Source organism: Agromyces sp. LHK192, from assembly GCF_004006235.1.
In the GTDB taxonomy this organism is placed as follows: Bacteria; Actinomycetota; Actinomycetes; order Actinomycetales; family Microbacteriaceae; genus Agromyces.
The window spans coordinates 155346-171642 of the sequence record NZ_CP034753.1 but is presented as its reverse complement, the minus strand read 5'-3'; the positions used below and the strand labels follow the sequence as shown (position 1 = coordinate 171642).

The window sequence follows — 16297 nt, the reverse complement described above, 5'->3', positions numbered from 1 at the left end:
CCCGGTTCAGCGACCCCGATCACGGGGCATCCACTCCCCCGACCGAACAGACCCAGGTGGGCGGCGACGCCCGCCGGAGAGACATCCATGCACCCCATCGACGAAACCGTCATCCGCGCCTCGTTCGTGAACGCCTCCAAGCGTGAACGCGCCTCCCTCAACCTTCCCGAGCACCTCCCGGACCTCGACTGGGACGCCGTCGACTTCCTCGGCTGGATCGACCGGAAGCTGCCGCAGCAGGCCTACGTCGTCGTCGAGATCGACGGCGAGCCGGTCGGCGCCCTCCTGCGTCGTGCCGACGGCCGGACCCGCACCCGACCGCAGTGCTCGTGGTGCGAGGACGTGCACCTGCCGAACGACGTCGTGTTCTACACCGCGAAGCGGTCGGGCGATGCCGGTCGACGCGGCGACACGATCGGCACCCTCGTCTGCGCCGCGTTCGAATGCTCCCGCAACGTCCGCAAGCTGCCGACGCTCGCCTACACGGGGTTCGACCGGGAGGCCGCCCGGCAGCGTCGGATCGAGGCGCTCCGCGAGCACGTCACGGCGTTCGTCCGGGACGTCCGCGACGGCGGCACGTCACGCGCCTGAACGCCGATCGCGAGCCGGCGCGCTCGGGTGCTCCTACGCGCCGACGAGCCGGCTCGCGAGGTATCCCTCGATCTCGGCGAGCGGCACCCGCTCCTGCTGCATCGTGTCGCGGTCGCGCACCGTCACGGCGTCGTCCTCGAGCGAGTCGAAGTCGACCGTGATGCAGTACGGCGTGCCGATCTCGTCCTGTCGGCGGTAGCGGCGGCCGATGGCGCCGGCATCGTCGAAGTCGACGTTCCAGCTCCGACGCAGCTTCGCGGCGAGGTCGCGCGCGAGCGGCGACAGCTTCTCGTTGCGGCTGAGCGGCAGCACCGCGGCCTTCACCGGCGCGAGGCGCGGGTCGAGCCTCAGGACCGTCCGGCTGTCGGTGCCGCCCTTCGCGTTCGGCACCTGCTCGACGTGGTACGCGTCGACGAGGAACGCCATGAGGGCGCGGGTCAGGCCGAACGCGGGCTCGATGACGTACGGCACCCAGCGCTCGTTCTTCGCTTGGTCGAAGTACGACAGGTCCTTGCCCGAGTGCTTCGAGTGGGTCGAGAGGTCGAAGTCGGTGCGGTTCGCGACGCCCATGAGCTCGCCCCACTCGCCGCTCGCGAAGCCGAACCGGTACTCGATGTCGATGGTGCGCTTCGAGTAGTGGGAGAGCTTCTCCTTCGGGTGCTCGAAGAAGCGGATGTTGTCGGTGTCGATGCCGAGGTCGACGAACCAGTCCCAGCAGTGCTGGATCCAGTAGTCGAACCATTCCTCGTCGGTGCCGGGCTCGACGAAGTACTCCATCTCCATCTGCTCGAACTCGCGCGTGCGGAAGATGAAGTTGCCGGGAGTGATCTCGTTGCGGAACGACTTGCCGATCTGCCCGATGCCGAACGGCGGCTTCATGCGCGCGGTCTGCAGCACGTTGGCGAAGTTCACGAAGATGCCCTGCGCGGTCTCGGGGCGCAGGTAGTGCAGGCCCGACTCGTCGTCGACGACGCCGAGGTAGGTCTTCAGCAGGCCCGAGAAGGCGCGCGGCTCGGTCCACTGGCCGCGGGTGCCGCAGTTGGTGCAGACGATCTCGGCGAGGCCGCCCTCGGGCGCGCGGCCCTTCTTCTCCTCGAACGCCTCGATCAGGTGGTCCTCGCGGAACCGCTTGTGGCAGTGCAGGCACTCGACGAGCGGGTCGGAGAACACCTCGACGTGGCCGGAGGCCTCCCACACCTGCTTGGGCAGGATGACGCTCGAGTCGAGCCCGACGATGTCGTCGCGGCTCTGCACCATGTAGCGCCACCACTGGCGCTTGATGTTCTCCTTGAGCTCGACGCCGAGGGGGCCGTAGTCCCACGCCGAACGGGAGCCGCCGTAGATCTCACCCGCCTGGAAGACGAAGCCGCGGTGCTGGGCGAGGGTGATGACGGAATCGAGACGGCTGGCTGCGGCCATGGTGGCTCCAATGGGGCATTCGGTGTGGAAGGTCGCGACGTGCGCAGACGTCCACCATCCTACGGGCGAGATCGTCGCGTCGCTCTCGTGCGCCCGGTCACGCGGCCGCTATCTTGAGGAACATCCGGGGGGAGGCGGAAGCATGTGGGACTGGTTCCTGGACCTGAACGTCGCGAACGAGCCGTTCCTGTTTACGTGCTGGGTGCTGAGCGCCGCGATCTTCATCTACCTCCTCGGCAAGCGCCCGACGCTGAAGTGGGCGTTCGGGGCGTTCATGGCGGTGTTCCTCGGCGCGCTCGTCGGGTACGCGATCGTGTTCGTGGCCGTGAACGTGCTCGACAGCTTCGGCGGCCCCGTCGACGACTCCGTCTGGATCTGGGTGCCCGCGGCGTTCGCGGGCGTGCTCCTCGCGATCGCGAACCTCTGGGGTTCACGGTGGTGGCGCAAGCTCATCGCGGGCATCGGAGCGGTGGTGTTCGTGCTGACGGCGGTGTTCTCGATCAATGCGGCGTACGGGCTGACGCCGACGATCGGCGGGCTGCTGCACATCAGCACGGACAAGCCGATCCCGATTCCGACGCCACCGCCGACGGATGCCCCCGATCCCGCCGAACCGCTGTACCAGACCTGGCAGCCGCCCGCCGACCTGCCCGCGCAGGGGACGACCGGGCTGGTGCAGGGCGGTATCCCGAACACGAACTCCGGGTTCCCCGCGCGGCCGGCGTCGATCTACCTGCCGCCGGCGGCGCTCGTCGAGAACCCGCCCGCCCTGCCGCTCGTCATCTTCATGATGGGACAGCCCGGCGATCCCGACCCCCAGTACATCGCGGCCGCCCTGGAGCCGTTCGCGGCGAAGAACAAGGGGCTCGCCCCGATCGCGCTCGTGATCGACCAGCTCAGCGACCCATCGACCGATCCGCTGTGCCTGGACACCGCCCAGGGCAAGGTCGAGACGTACGTCATGCAGGACGTGGTGCCGTGGGCCCGCGCGAACCTGCACGTGCTGAACGGCCCGAAATTCTGGACCGTCGCGGGGTATTCGAACGGCGGCCAATGCTCCCTGTACTTCGGGTCGAAGTACCCGGAGGTGTTCGGCGACATCCTCGACATCTCAGGCGAGGAGTACCAGGGTGCCGACATCGCCGACCAGGTGCTGCAGAACACGTTCAACGGCGACCAGGCGGCGTACGACGCGGTGAAGCCGACGAGCATCATGGCGCAGAAGGGGCCGTACGCGGACACCGTCGCCGTCTTCACGGTCGGCGGCCAAGATCCGGGGTACATCCCCGGCGTCCAGCGCAATGCCGATGCCGCCAAGGCCGCCGGCATGCAGGTCACGTACTACGAGGTCCCCGGCGCCGGCCATGGCGGCGACGCCCTTTCGGGCGGCCTGACCGAGGGATTCACGATCCTCTATCCCCGCCTCGGCCTCGCGCCGCCCGCCGGGTGATCGCGAGTAGCCTGATCGGATGCCCCTCCCCGACCTGCTCGTCTCCGCGATCGCGCTCGTGCGCGACCGTCACGTGCTGATGGTCACGGCCCGCGGTCGCGAGGTGCACTACATGCCGGGCGGCAAGATCGACCCGGGTGAGACGGCTGCGCAGGCCGCCGCGCGCGAGGCGTTCGAGGAGGTCGGTCTGCAGCTCGACCCGGCCGAGCTGGCCGAGCTGTTCGAGGTGCGCACGTTGGCGCACGGCGAACCCGACGGCCGTCACGTGCGCATGGCCGTCTTCCGGGCGAAGACGGATGCCTCCCCGGTCGCGTCCGGCGAGGTCGGCGCCCTGCACTGGGTGACCACCGCCGACGCCGACCGGTGCCCCCCGGCCGGCCGCGAGGTGCTCCGTCGGCTCGCGGCATCCGATCTCATCGATTGACGCAAGGCCCCGCCGTGCTGTTCCGTCGCGACGTCCTGGACGGCATCGTCTCCGGCCGGATCGACCGGGTCTACCGGCGCTGGTCCGAACCCCGCGCCCGGGTCGGCGGGCGGCAGCGCACGCAAGTCGGCGTGATCGAGTTCACCTCGGTCGAACCGGCCGACCTCGCGTCGCTCGGCGAAGCGGATGCCGCGGCATCCGGTCATCCGTCGCTGGAGGCGCTGATCGCCGCCCAGGCGGGCACCGGCGAGCTCTATCGCATCGGGGTGCGTCACATCGGCGAGGACCCTCGCATCGCCCTGCGCGAATCGACGACGGTGGACGCCGACGAGCGCCGCGCGATCGACGCCCGGCTGGCCGGCATGGACGCCCGCTCACCGCGCGGGCCGTGGGCGCGCGACACGTTGCGGCTCCTCGCGGAGAATCCCGGCGTGCGCGCCGCCGACCTCGCCGCCACGGCCGGCGTCGAGACGCAGCCGTGGAAACGCGACGTGCGCAAGCTCAAGGAGCTCGGCCTCACGGAGAGCCTCGAGCTCGGCTACCGGCTCTCGCCGCGCGGCCGCGCGTACCTGGACGGTCCGTAGGCTTCCACGCCGGCGGGGCGGACCCGGGTTCGCAGCGACGTTCCGCTCATGCTTCCCGCAGCACCCCCGGCCCGAGGTCGTCGATCGACGTGCAGCCGGCGAGCGCGAGGGTGACGTCGAGCTCTGCGATGGTGTTGCGCACGACCTCGCTCACGCCAGTCGCGCCGGCAACGGCGAGTCCGTAGGCATACGGTCGCCCGAGTCCGACCGCGGTCGCACCGAGGGCCAGGGCGATCACCGCGTCGGCGCCGCCGCGGACCCCCGAGTCGAGGATGATCGGCGCGCGGCCGGCGACGCGCTCGACGATCTCGGGCAGCACGGCGATCGTCGGGACCGAGCGATCGACCTGGCGTCCGCCGTGGTTGGACACGACGATGCCGTCCATGCCGGCGTCGACTGCGCGGTCGGCGTCGTCGGGGTGCACGACCCCCTTGAGCAGCACGGGGAGGTCGGTGAGGTCGCGGATCCGGGCGATGCGCTCCCACGTCAGCGACGGGTCTGCGAAGACGTCGAGGAACGTCTCGACCGCGGCCCTCGGCAGCGGCGAACGCACCGCGGCGGCCAACCCTCCGTCGACGAGCCCGGCACGACTGCCCGCCCGCGCGATGCCGAGCGCGGCCCGGATCGCCTTCGGCGTGACCTTCACCGCCGGGGCATCGGGCGCGGTGTCTGCGCCGTGCTCGACGCGGTCGCGCACCAGTTCGGCGAAGACCGGGTCGGAGGTGTACTGCGCGATCCCCTGCCCGCGCGTGAACGGCAGGAACCCGAGGTCGAGGTCGCGAGTGCGCCAGCCGAGCAGGTGGGTGTCGAGCGTGATCACGATCGCCTCGCAGCCGATCGCCTCCGCACGCCGCACGAGCGAGGCGTTGAGGTCGTCGGACGAGCTCCAGTAGAGCTGGAACCACCGCGACGCGTCGCCCATCGCCGCGGCGACCTCCTCCATCGGCCGGGATGCCTGGTTAGAGAGGATGTACGGCACGTCGAGGGCCGCTGCGGCGCGCCCGACGGCCACGTCGGCGTCGGGATGCGCGAGCTCCATCACACCCAGCGGCGAGAGCACGATCGGGGTCGCCCGCCGACGGCCGAGCAGTTCGATCGACAGGTCGCGCTCGGAGACGTCGCGCAGGACGCGCGGGATCACCTGCCAGCGGGCGAACGCCTCGGTGTTCGCCGCCATCGTGTGCTCGGAACCGGCGCCGCCCGCGAGGTAGGCGAACGCCTCCGGTGCGAGCGCCCGCCTCGCCGCCTCCTCGAGGCCGGCGAAGGTGGTCGGAACCGCCGGGCGCCGCCCCGAGATGCCGGCACGGTAGACCGCGGACTGCACCGCCCTCGCGAATCCTCGACCGGTGTCGAGTCGTGCCATCCGGGACCTCCTCGTCGCCGTTCGCGTCATCCTCGCCGGGCGCGCGAAGGCTCACTCTAGCAACGGCCCCCCGCCCCTAGACTGCCGGGATGGGGGGTCGGGGGCTCACGCCGTGGCGCATCGCGCGGATCTGGATCGCGGACTACCTCTACGCCGGCGTCCGCCAGCTCGCGGTGCTGACCGCGTGGCGGAGGCCGATGGACTGGCTGTCGGGCGACGACCGCCTGCCCGACGTGATCCTCGTGCCCGGGGTGTACGAGCACTGGACGTTCCTTCGGCCGCTCGGCGCGCGGCTGCACCGGGCGGGGTTCCGGGTGCGGACGGTGCACGGCCTCGGCGTGAACCGCCGCCCGATCCCTGGCACCGCGGAACGCCTCGGACGCGCACTCGGCCGCCTCCCGGTGCCGGCCGCGGGCCGCGTCGTCGTCGGCCACAGCAAGGGGGGCCTGATCGGCAAGCACCTCGTCGTCGACGACCTCGACTCGCGGGCGCTCGGGCTCATCGGCGTCGTCGCGGTGGCGTCGCCGTTCGCGGGCACCCGCCTCGCGACCCTGCTGCTCGACCCGAGCGTGCGAGAGTTCCTTCCCGACGGCCCGGCCATCGTGGCGCTCGGCGACGCGAGTTCGGTGAACGGCAGCATCGTCTCGGTCTTCGGGCCGTTCGACCCGCACATCCCCGACGGATCCGCGCTGGACGGGGCGACCAACGTCGAGGTCGCGACGCCCGGTCACTTCCGGCTGCTCGGCGCACCGGCGACCGCCGATGCGGTCATCGAGGGCATCCGGCTGCTCATCGAGCGGAGCGCGCCGAGCGGCCCGTCGTCGCCCGAGGCCACCTGAGGAACGAGAACGGGCGGGCCGTCCGAAGACGACCCGCCCGTTCCGTACGGTCGGCAGGGGTCAGCGACCGGCGACCGCCTGGCGACGGCGCGCGACCACGACGAGCGCACCGAGCGCGACGAGCGCGAACGCGGCGACGCCGACCGCGAGGGGCTCGACACCGGTCTCGGCGAGCGCCGGCCCGGTCGATGCGGCGGCCGGAGCAGCGGCAGCCGGGTCTGCGGGCTCGGGGGCCGGAGCCGGAGCCTCGACGACCTGCACGAACGCCTCGGCCTGGAGGCCGCCCTCCGAGCCGATCCAGACGACGACGAAGTCGCCGACGTGGGCGCCGGCGAGCTGCGCACTGATCGTGCCGGCACCGCTCGCGTCGGCGGTGACGTCGGCCTCGACGGAGTCGACGAGCTCTGGCTGGTCCGCACCTTCGGTGGAGCGGAGGAGGTCGAAGTAGGAGAAGAGCGGCTCATCGGCACCGAAGCCCGCGAACTGCGCGGAGATGCCGGCGGCGAGCTGCTCGGGCGAAGCCTCCCCGGCGACGGTGAGCGACGTGCCCTCGGTGATGGTGAGGTCGACGGTGTTCGAGAACAGCCAGGGCTGCCCCTCCGCGATCTGCTGGCCGACGTTGACGCGGTACTGCGGATAGCCGGTCGAATCGGGTGCCTGCGTCGGTGCTTCCGGCACGACGGCCGCGCTGATCGTGCCGGCAGGCGAGACGGCGACCTCGGTCGACCAGGCGACTCCCCCGCCGTTCTCACCGTAGGAGCCGATGCTGAGCGTCGCCGTGTCCACCGTCGTGTCGAAGCCGGAGCCCGTCACGGTGAACCCGCCGTCCCAGTCACCGGCCGGGAACGAGGTGCGGTCGAGGGAGATGGTCGGGCCGTCTTCGGCGACGGCGGGGGCCGCGCCGAGCGCGAGCCCGGTGATGCTGAGCGCAGCGGCGGCGGCAAGGGCGCCGACGCGGATGCGGAGTGCGGAAGTGGCCACTGAAGGTCCTTCGGGTCGAGGTGCGGACAGAAGGGTCCGGTACCGGACCCCGAACGATCCTATTGATCCGGAGCACACTCGCCGTATGGGCAGGAGTGCCCATACGCAGACCCGCTCAGTGCACGTACTCGAGCAGGTCGAGGCCGACCTGGCGCATGCCGTCGAGCACCGAGAGGCGGCTCGTGAGCCCCGTGTCGGCGAAGTAGGTCGACACGGCGTACGAGACGCTCGCGCGAGGGCCGCGCAGCACGCCGACCTCGCTGCGGACTCCCCCGTCGGTGCCGGTCTTGTTCATGAGCAGCACGTTGTGGTCGGGCATGCGATGCGCCAGCGGATCGAGCCCGAACGCGGATGCCACCATCGACAGGTCGGCGTTCAGCGATAGCCAGCCCACCACGCGCTGCGACACCTCGGGGCTCACGATCTCGCCTCGCGCGAGCGCCGCGAACAGCCAGGTGAGCTCCTTCGCCGAACCGATCGACAGCTGCGGGGCGTCGTCGGGCCCGCGGTGGTCGCGCACGAGGTCGAGCAGCGCCGTGCGGGTCAGGCCCAGCGCCTCGGTTCGCGCGCGCACGGCCTCGAGTCCGACGTACCGGATGAGCACGTTCGTCGCGAGGTTGTCGCTCGTGGCGCCGATGAGCGCGGCGAGGTCGGCGATGGGCAGGCTCGGCGACTGCAGGTGCTGCCAGATGCCCGAGTCGCCGACCGCGTCGCGCGGAGCGCGGTCGAGCACGGCGAACGCCTCGGTGCTCGCCGAACCGAGCCGCGACGCGACCTCGACGAGCAGCAGCACCTTGCCGATGGAGGCCGTCGGCATCACGACGTGGTCGTCGACCGAGAAGAGCACGCGCCCCGTGGCGAGGTCGGTCGCCCGCGCCGAGACCTGCACCCCGGCGAGCGCGAGCTCGCCGAGCGCCGCGAACCCGCGGCTGAAGTCCTCCTTCGGACCGTCGACCTCGTGCTTGCCCTTCCGGATCGCCGCATGGCGCGAGCGACGCTCGGAACCCTGCGACGAGGTCACCACGGTGGCGAGCTCCTTCTCTGTCTGGCGGCGCTGCACCGCAGGCGGCGGCGCAGGCGCGAGTCGGGGGATGTGACCGGAGGTGGGGGTTACCAGATCGTCACCCGCTCGGCGGGTTCGAGCCAGAGTGCGTCTTCAGCGGTCACGCCGAACCCAGTGTAGAACTCGTCGATGTTGCGGACGATCTGGTTGCACCGGAACTCGCTCGGCGAGTGCGGGTCGATCGCGAGCAGGCGCACGACCTCGGCGTCGCGCGACTTCTGCTGCCACGCCTGCGCCCACGAGAGGAAGAACCGCTCGACCCCGGTGAGTCCGTCGATCACCGGCGGCTCCTCGCCGCCGAGCGAGATCAGGTACGCCTTCCACGCGATCGCGAGACCGCCGAGGTCGCCGATGTTCTCGCCGATGGTGAGTGCGCCGTTGACGTGCGAGGGTGCGGCGTCACCGGCGTCGGATGCGTCGGCCGAGGCATCCGCTTCGCCGTCGAGCAGCTGCAGCGGGACCAGGGCGTCGTACTGCTCGATGAGCGCCTTGGTGCGCTCCTCGAACGCGGCGCGGTCCTCGGCGGTCCACCAGTCGGTGAGGCGGCCGTCGCCGTCGTACTTCGATCCCTGGTCGTCGAACCCGTGTCCGATCTCGTGGCCGATGACCGCGCCGATCGCACCGTAGTTGGCGGCCGCGTCGCGCGTCTCGTCGAAGAACGGGAACTGGAGGATCGCCGCCGGGAACACGATCTCGTTGAAGCCCGGGTTGTAGTACGCGTTGATGGTCTGCGGCGTCATGAACCACTCGTCGCGGTCGATCGGCTTGCCGATCTTGCCCAGTTCGCGGTTGAACTCGTACTCGGCGGTCGCCCGCACGTTGCCGACGAGGTCGGCCGGGTCGACCACGAGCGACGAGTAGTCGCGCCACTTGACCGGGTAGCCGATCTTCGGCGTGAACTTGCCGAGCTTCTCGAGCGCGCGCTCACGGGTCGCCTCGCCCATCCACTCGAGCTTCGAGATCGACTGCCGGTACGCCTCGACGAGGTTCGCGACGAGGTCGTCCATCGCATCCTTCGCGGCGGGCGGGAAGTGCCGCTCCACGTAGATGCGGCCGACGGCCTCGCCGAGCGACCCCTCGACGAGCGAGACGCCGCGCTTCCACCGCTCGCGCATCTGGGGCGTTCCGGTGAGCGTGCGGCCGTAGAAGTCGAAGTTCGCCTCGACGAAGTCGTTCGAGAGGTAGGCGGCGTTCGAGCGGATGACCTGCCAGGCGAGCCAGTCGCGCCACGCGGGCAGGCGGTCTTCGACGAGCAGTTCGCCGAGGCCGGCGACGAACGACGGCTGGCGCACGACGACCTCGTCGAATGCGCCGGCGGGCACGCCCATCGCGTCGCGCCAGACCGCGAGGTCGGCGCCGGAGCCGGATGCCGCGCCGACGACGTCGGCCCACGGGGTCAGGTTGTACGTCTTCTCGCTGTCGCGCGACTCGACGTTCGACCAGTGGACCGCGGCGATGCGCGTCTCGAGCTCGAACACGCGCGCCGCGCGCGCTGCCGGCTCGTCGAGCCCCGCGAGGCCGAACATGCGCTCGAGGTGCGCGAGGTACGCGTCACGGATCGCGGCGAACCGCTCCTCGCGGAAGTACGACTCGTCGGGCAGGCCGATGCCGCCCTGCTCGACGAACACGAGGTACCGCTCGGGATCGCCCGGGTCGTTGTCGACGAAGAGCTGCACGAACCCCGAGGTGTTCAGGCGCTCGAGGCGGCCGATCGTCTCGAGCAGCTGCGCCACCGACCGGACCAGCGAGGCCTCGAGCAGGTTCGCCGCGATCGGGGTGGCGCCGAGCATCTGGGCGCGGTCCTCGTCCATGAAGCTCGCGTAGAGGTCGCCGACCTTACGGGCCTCGGTGCCGGGCTCGGCCGCCTGCGACTCGACGATGATGTCGCGCACGGCCTGCTCGGCCTCCTCGTGCAGGAGGATGAACGACCCGTAGCGGGCCTTGTCGGCCGGGATCTCGGTGCGATCGATCCACCGGCCGTTGACGTGACGGAAGAGGTCGTCCTGCGGGCGGGTCTCGGAGTCGAGTTCGTCGAGCGCGATGCCGGAGGTGAGCGAGACGTCGGTCATCGCTCCAGCCTATGTCGCCCGTCACCCCGCTCGGTGGGCGGTGCCGCCCGATCGGGCGGGTTCTCGGCGTTCTGTCGGCGAAACCCGTGCGAAGGAGACCGCTCGGCACGGAGATCGTCGATCGGGCGTGACCCGACGGGCACCGCCCGACGTACCCTGTTCCCATGGCACCCGTTCCGCGGCGCACGGCCGCCCGTCTCCCGCTCGCCCTCGCGCTCGTCACGGTGGTGTCGATCGGGTTGAGCGCGTGCACGTTCGGTGATGATCGGCCGAGCGCCGACGGCGGCGATTTCGCCGACGACGGATGCACGAGCGTCGTCATCGCGACGTCGTCCGAGAAGGTCAACATGCTCGACGCGCTCGCGAAGGCGTTCAAGGAATCACCGGAGCACGAGGGCCTCGCCGAGTGCGCGACGGTGCGGCCGATCAACGTCTCGTCGGGCGACGCGACCCGCTTCCTCACGGCCGGCGGGGGGTGGCCCGACGACGACACCCGCCGGTGGCCGTCGATGTGGTCGCCGGCATCCACAGTGTGGACGGAACGCGTCGCGGCCGCGGCGAACCCGGCGCTCGTCGGCGAACCCGTGTCGTTCACGCACACCCCGGTCGTCTTCGGCATGCCCGAGACGATGGCGAAGGCGCTCGGATGGCCCGACCAGCCGATCGGCATCGCCGACCTGGAGCGGCTCTGCGCCGATCCCGCCGGCTGGGCGAGCGCGGGCAAGCCGATCTGGGGCTCGTTCAAGATCTCGAAGACGAACCCGAACACGTCGACCACCGGGCTCTCGGCGATCCTCATGCAGTCGTACGAGGCATCCGGCAAGACGGCCGATCTCACGGCCGACGACGTCGCAGCGGCCGCCGACTTCTCGCGCGTCTTCGAGGAGTGCGTGATCCACTACGGCGACACCACGGGCAAGGTGCTCAACACCCTCTACGAGGAGACGCAGCACGGTGCCGGCGGCTCCGGCTACGTCTCGGCCGTCGCGCTCGAGGAGACGTCGCTGCTGAACTACAACCAGGGCAACCCGGACTCGCACACCGTGGAACCCGGCGAGACCCTCACGCCGCCGAAGGAGAAGCTCGTCGCGATCTACCCGTCGGGCGGCTCGATGTGGTCGGACAACCCGGTCACGGTGCTCGGCGCCGACTGGGTGACCGACGTGCAGCGCACCGCCGGCCTCGCGTTCGCCGAGTTCCTCCAGACGGATGCCGCGCAGCGGATCCTGCCCGAGTACGGCTTCCGGCCGCTCGACCCCTCGGTGCCGCTGGGCGATCTGTTCACGGCGGCGTACGGGGTCGACCCCGCGGGCCCGGCGATCACCCTGCCCCGCCCCGCCGTCGACGTCGTGTCGACCGCGATCGACCAGTGGACGCAGATCCGCAAGCCCTCCTCCGTGCTCGAGCTGATCGACATCTCGGGGTCGATGGACGACCCCATCGGCGACGGCCGGTCGAAGCTCGACGGGGCCATCGAGGGCGCCCGGGCGACGCTCGACCACTTCCGATCCACCGACGAGGTGGGCGTGTGGGCCTTCACGACCGACGTCGAGTCGGCCGCCGGGCGCAACCTGATCGACCTGCGCGACGTGACGCCGCTGGGGTCCGATGCGGAGGCGCTGGGAACGTCGATCGAGGACCTCCGCTACGCGACCCGTCAAGGCACTCCGCTGTACGACGCGATCGCGGCGGCCCACCGGGAGATGAGCGCCCGCGCCGAGCCCGGGCGCATCAACGCGATCGTCGTCCTCTCCGACGGGCAGGACACCGACTCGTCGACGTCGATCGACTCGCTCATCGCGAAGATCGGGGCGTCGAACGGCGAGGGCGGCGGCGACGCACCCGTGCGCATCTTCCCCATCGCCTACGGCGAGGGCGCGGACATCGGCGCCCTCCAGCGGATCGCCGAGGCGACCGGCGGCCAGTGGTTCGACGCCACCGACCCGGCCAAGATCGACCTCGTGTTCGCGTCGGTCATCAACAACTTCTGAGGGGCGACGGATGGGCTCTGCGTTCGAGGCCGCCGAGGGCGGCGGGTACGTCGACGACGCGGCGACCGCGCTGTCGCAGGGCTCGCACGTCTACGTGTCGCCGGAGGTGACCGACGCGAGCGCCCTCCAGGCGCAGCTGGCGGCGCAGGTCGGCGCCGACTCGATCGGAGTCGCGGTCTTCTCGGACAACGCGGCGCTCGAGGCATCCGCCGGCGACATCGTGCCGCGCCTCGCCGAGCAGACGGGGTACGACACCATCGTCGTCGCCGTCGGCGACGACCTCGCCGCCGGTTCCAGCGTGCTCGAGCGCGGCCAGGCGATGGAGATCGCGAACACGGCCCAGACGAATCCCGGCGGGGTGGATGCGGCGCTCGCGCAGACGGTGACCGAGGTGCAGGCGGCGACCGACGACGCGGGGGCCGGCGGGGGCGGCGGCGACACCGGCGTGATCCTCGTCGTCGCCATCTCGGCGGCGGCGGTCCTCGCGGCTGTCGGCGGAACGATCGCCGTCGTCCGCGCGCGGCGCCGGAAGGGCGCGGGTCGCGCCGGGCTCCCCGACCCGATCCGCCGACACGTGGCGAACCTGCGGTCGCTCGCCGGCGCGTACGGGCAGGTGGGCGCGACCGGCAACGCGGCGGCGGCGCAGACCGGTACCGAGATCGCGGCGATCGCGGAGCACGTCGAGGAGCTCTTCGCGAGGCTCGACCGGCAGAGCGGTTCCGCACAGCGCGGACTGGCGGCGGGCGAACTCGACGGGACCCTCGGCAGGCTCACCGCGGCACTCGACCGGGACTACCTGCTCGACATCCTCACGCACCCGCACCTGTGGGACGACCCCGACGAGCGCGTCGCCGAGGTCCGTGATGCGGTGTCAGCGGTCTCCGAAGACCTGGTGCGCAACATCCGGCAGGTCAACGCCCGGCGGGGCGTGCACTTCCAGGTGTCGCTCGACGGGCTCGTCGGTCGGCGCTCGGAGCTGCAGGAGTGGGAGCGCGCGTTCAAGACCGCCTCCGACGACGCGAACCCGCCCGCGTGAGCGCTCGCAGCGGCGGTCGGCTGAGCCTCGTCGACCGCGACATCCTGCGGTTGGCCGTGCCGGCGCTCGGCGCGCTCGTCGCGGAGCCGCTGTTCCTGCTCGCCGACACCGCGATGGTCGGGCACCTCGGTGCCGAGCCGCTCGCCGGGCTCGGGCTCGCGAGCGCGATCCTGCAGACGATCATCGGGCTCATGGTGTTCCTCGCGTACGCCACCACACCGGCGGTCGCACGACGACTCGGCGCGGGGGACGAGCGCGGCGCGGTCACCGCGGGCATCGACGGCCTCTGGCTCGCGCTCGGACTCGGCGCGGTGCTCGGCGTGCTGGGATGGCTCGGCGCGCCGTGGCTCGTCGGCGCCTTCGGCGCGCCCGCGGAGGTCGCGGCCGAGGCATCCGCGTACCTGTCGATCTCGATGGCGGGGCTGCCGGCGATGCTGCTCGTGTTCGCCGCGACCGGGCTGCTGCGCGGCCTGCAGGACACCCGCACCCCGCTCTGGGTCGCAGGCATCGGGTTCGCGGCGAACATCGCGCTCAACGCGGTGTTCATCTACGGCCTGGGGCTGGGACTGGCCGGTTCGGCGATCGGCACCGTCGTCGCGCAGTGGGCGATGGTGGCCGTGTACCTCGTCGTCATCCGCCGGCACGCCGCGCGGGTGGGCGCCGGGTGGCGGCCGCACCGGGCGGGACTGCTGCGCGGGGCGGCATCCGGCGTCTGGCTGTTCGTCCGCACGCTGGGCCTTCGCGCCGCGCTGCTGCTCGCGACGTGGTCGGCGACCGCGCTCGGCCCCGAGGAACTGGCCGCCTACCAGGTCGTCATCACGCTGTTCTCGACGCTGGCGTTCGCCCTCGACGCGCTCGCGATCGCCGCGCAGGCGCTCATCGGCCGGTCGCTCGGCGCGGGCGACGTCACGACCGTGCGCGCCGTGCTGCGTCGGTGCGTGCAGTGGGGCGTCGGGTCGGGGCTGGTGCTGGGGCTCGTCGTGGCGGCATCGGCGTGGGTGCTCCCGCTGGTGTTCACCTCCGACGCCGACGTGCGCGCGATGCTGCCGCTCTCGCTCGTGGTGCTCGGTGTCTCGGCGCCGCTCGGCGGACTCGTGTTCGTGCTCGACGGCGTGCTCATCGGCGCCGGCGATGCGCGATACCTGGCGTGGACGGGACTCGTGAACCTCGCGGCCTACGTGCCGCTCGCGCTCGGCGCGGTGTGGTGGTCGGTCGCGGCGGAGCTCGAGGCGTCCGTCGCGCTCGCCCTCGTGACGGCGGCGTTCGCGATCGGATACCTCGCCGCGCGAGCCGTGACGCTGTCGTTGCGGGCCCGCGGGGCGGGCTGGATGGTGACGGGCGCGGCGTGACGCGCGCGGCGCGCGTCAGCGGGCCGGGCGGGCGGCGGTGTCGCCGATGTGCAGGGTGCTCGTGAAGGCGACCGACTCGGGCTCCTCCCCCGCGAGCATGCGCACGACCGCCTCGCCCGCCGCCCGGCCCTTCGCCGCCGACGGCTGGTCGAGGGTCGTGAGGTCGTGCTGCAGGCCGTCGACGCGAATGCCGTCGAACCCGATGACGCTGAGGTCGCCGGGCACGTCGAGACCGAGTTCCTCGGCGGCCGCGATCACGCCGGCCGCGAGCAGGTCGGACTGGGCGATGATCGCGGTCGGCCGCACGCCGGCATCGACGTCGAGCAGGGTGCGCGCCGCGATGCGGCCCTCCTCGATCGAGCTCGCCGAGGTCTCCACGGCCGGCGCGTCCGGGTAGACCTGGCGGGCGCCCGCGAGCCGCTCGAGCGTGACCACGTTCGTCGCCTCGGCGAGCAGGGCATCGGTGACGGCGCCGCGACGGCGCTCGGCGTCGAGCGGCAGGGCCACCACGGCGACGTCGCGATGGCCGAGCTCGCGCAGGTACTCGGCGCCTCGACGGGTCGCGTCGACGTTGTCGATCGTGATGCGCGGGATGCCGTCTTCGACCTCGCACTCGATCGCGACGACCGGGATGCCCCGCGAACGCAGCGCCTCGATCGACTTCGCGCTGCGCAGGCCGCACCAGAGCAGCACGACGGCGTCGAGCGGCGCCGACTCGACGCTGATCGTGGTCTCGCCCTCGCCCAGGTCGGGCAGCAGCAGCAGGCCCGCGCCGAGCGGGGCGATGCCGTCGGCGATGCCGTCGAGGGTCCGGATCTTCACCGGGTCGAGGAACGCGGCGCGCACCCGCTCCTCGAGCACGACGCCGACGATGCCCGAGCGGCCGCGACGCAGCGATCGGGCGCGCGGATCGGGTCCGGCGTAACCGAGTTCGGCGGCCGCGGCGAGCACGCGCTCCTTCGTGGCATCCGAGACCGGGCCGGAGCCGCTGAACGCGAGTGACGCGGTCGACGCGGAGACGCCGGCCTTCGCGGCGACGTCGGCGAGGGTCGGATGCCTCGGCGCGGGGTCGGTGGGCATGCCCCCGATCATAGGACATCCCGCTCGAATCGATTCGAGAACGGTGCCGGTCGACGCA

At 71.8% G+C, this 16297-nt stretch carries 14 protein-coding genes; 8 read left to right on the top strand and 6 right to left on the bottom strand.

Translation table 11 applies throughout. From position 1 onward, the window contains the following. Positions 1 to 87 precede the first annotated feature (87 nt). Entirely contained in the window at positions 88 to 591 is a 504-nt protein-coding gene (locus ELQ40_RS00805) for an FBP domain-containing protein (protein WP_127791965.1), read from the top strand. A gap of 33 nt (positions 592 to 624) precedes the next feature. Here ELQ40_RS00805 and ELQ40_RS00800 read toward each other — a convergent pair whose 3' ends face one another. Then, the gene (locus ELQ40_RS00800) at positions 625 to 2010 is read right to left on the bottom strand and encodes a glycine--tRNA ligase (protein ID WP_127791964.1); all 1386 of its coding nucleotides are present in this window, start codon (positions 2008 to 2010) and stop codon (positions 625 to 627) included. Between the two features lie 142 nt (positions 2011 to 2152). Between ELQ40_RS00800 and ELQ40_RS00795 the strand changes: the two genes are divergently transcribed. The 3 genes from ELQ40_RS00795 to ELQ40_RS00785 are packed head-to-tail and all read left to right on the top strand — an operon-like array spanning position 2153 to position 4468. Further along, on the top strand, positions 2153 to 3460 hold the full coding sequence (locus ELQ40_RS00795) for an esterase family protein (protein ID WP_164863433.1): 1308 nt from the start codon (positions 2153 to 2155) through the stop codon (positions 3458 to 3460). 19 nt (positions 3461 to 3479) lie between these two features. After that, positions 3480 to 3884 (top strand): NUDIX domain-containing protein, encoded by a 405-nt coding sequence (locus tag ELQ40_RS00790; RefSeq protein WP_127791962.1) that lies wholly within the window; start codon positions 3480 to 3482, stop codon positions 3882 to 3884. Then, positions 3881 to 4468, top strand: coding sequence for an ASCH domain-containing protein (locus ELQ40_RS00785; protein WP_205649397.1), 588 nt, complete (start codon positions 3881 to 3883; stop codon positions 4466 to 4468). The genes ELQ40_RS00790 and ELQ40_RS00785 overlap by 4 nt, the downstream gene beginning before the upstream one ends. A 46-nt stretch (positions 4469 to 4514) precedes the next feature. On the opposite strand, the gene ELQ40_RS00780 is transcribed toward ELQ40_RS00785, so the two are convergent. Then, a complete protein-coding gene (locus ELQ40_RS00780; RefSeq protein WP_240665878.1) occupies positions 4515 to 5831 on the bottom strand; it encodes an alpha-hydroxy-acid oxidizing protein in 1317 nt (438 codons plus the stop codon). Between the two features lie 89 nt (positions 5832 to 5920). On the opposite strand from ELQ40_RS00780, the gene ELQ40_RS00775 reads away from it, so the two are divergent. Further along, positions 5921 to 6670: a triacylglycerol lipase gene (locus ELQ40_RS00775; RefSeq protein WP_127791960.1), complete on the top strand. Its 750-nt coding sequence runs from the start codon at positions 5921 to 5923 to the stop codon at positions 6668 to 6670. Between the two features lie 60 nt (positions 6671 to 6730). Here ELQ40_RS00775 and ELQ40_RS00770 read toward each other — a convergent pair whose 3' ends face one another. From ELQ40_RS00770 to ELQ40_RS00760, 3 genes are all read right to left on the bottom strand, one after another. Continuing rightward, the gene (locus ELQ40_RS00770) at positions 6731 to 7651 is read right to left on the bottom strand and encodes a hypothetical protein (protein WP_127791959.1); all 921 of its coding nucleotides are present in this window, start codon (positions 7649 to 7651) and stop codon (positions 6731 to 6733) included. A gap of 115 nt (positions 7652 to 7766) precedes the next feature. Next, on the bottom strand, positions 7767 to 8675 hold the full coding sequence (locus ELQ40_RS00765; RefSeq protein ID WP_127791958.1) for a serine hydrolase: 909 nt from the start codon (positions 8673 to 8675) through the stop codon (positions 7767 to 7769). A gap of 86 nt (positions 8676 to 8761) precedes the next feature. Further along, the gene (locus tag ELQ40_RS00760; protein ID WP_127791957.1) at positions 8762 to 10783 is read right to left on the bottom strand and encodes a M13 family metallopeptidase; all 2022 of its coding nucleotides are present in this window, start codon (positions 10781 to 10783) and stop codon (positions 8762 to 8764) included. Positions 10784 to 10947: 164 nt separating this feature from the next. Between ELQ40_RS00760 and ELQ40_RS00755 the strand changes: the two genes are divergently transcribed. Genes ELQ40_RS00755 through ELQ40_RS00745 form a run of 3 tightly spaced genes read left to right on the top strand, consistent with a single transcriptional unit; the run spans position 10948 to position 15159 of the window. Further along, complete coding sequence (locus ELQ40_RS00755) at positions 10948 to 12774, top strand: substrate-binding and VWA domain-containing protein (RefSeq protein WP_127791956.1); 1827 nt, start codon at positions 10948 to 10950, stop codon at positions 12772 to 12774. 10 nt (positions 12775 to 12784) lie between these two features. Continuing rightward, positions 12785 to 13810: a hypothetical protein gene (locus ELQ40_RS00750; protein ID WP_127791955.1), complete on the top strand. Its 1026-nt coding sequence runs from the start codon at positions 12785 to 12787 to the stop codon at positions 13808 to 13810. Continuing rightward, complete coding sequence (locus ELQ40_RS00745; protein WP_240665877.1) at positions 13807 to 15159, top strand: MATE family efflux transporter; 1353 nt, start codon at positions 13807 to 13809, stop codon at positions 15157 to 15159. Before ELQ40_RS00750 ends, ELQ40_RS00745 begins: the two co-directional genes overlap by 4 nt. A 15-nt stretch (positions 15160 to 15174) precedes the next feature. On the opposite strand, the gene ELQ40_RS00740 is transcribed toward ELQ40_RS00745, so the two are convergent. Continuing rightward, positions 15175 to 16239: a LacI family DNA-binding transcriptional regulator gene (locus tag ELQ40_RS00740; RefSeq protein ID WP_127791954.1), complete on the bottom strand. Its 1065-nt coding sequence runs from the start codon at positions 16237 to 16239 to the stop codon at positions 15175 to 15177. Between the last annotated feature and the right edge of the window lie 58 nt (positions 16240 to 16297).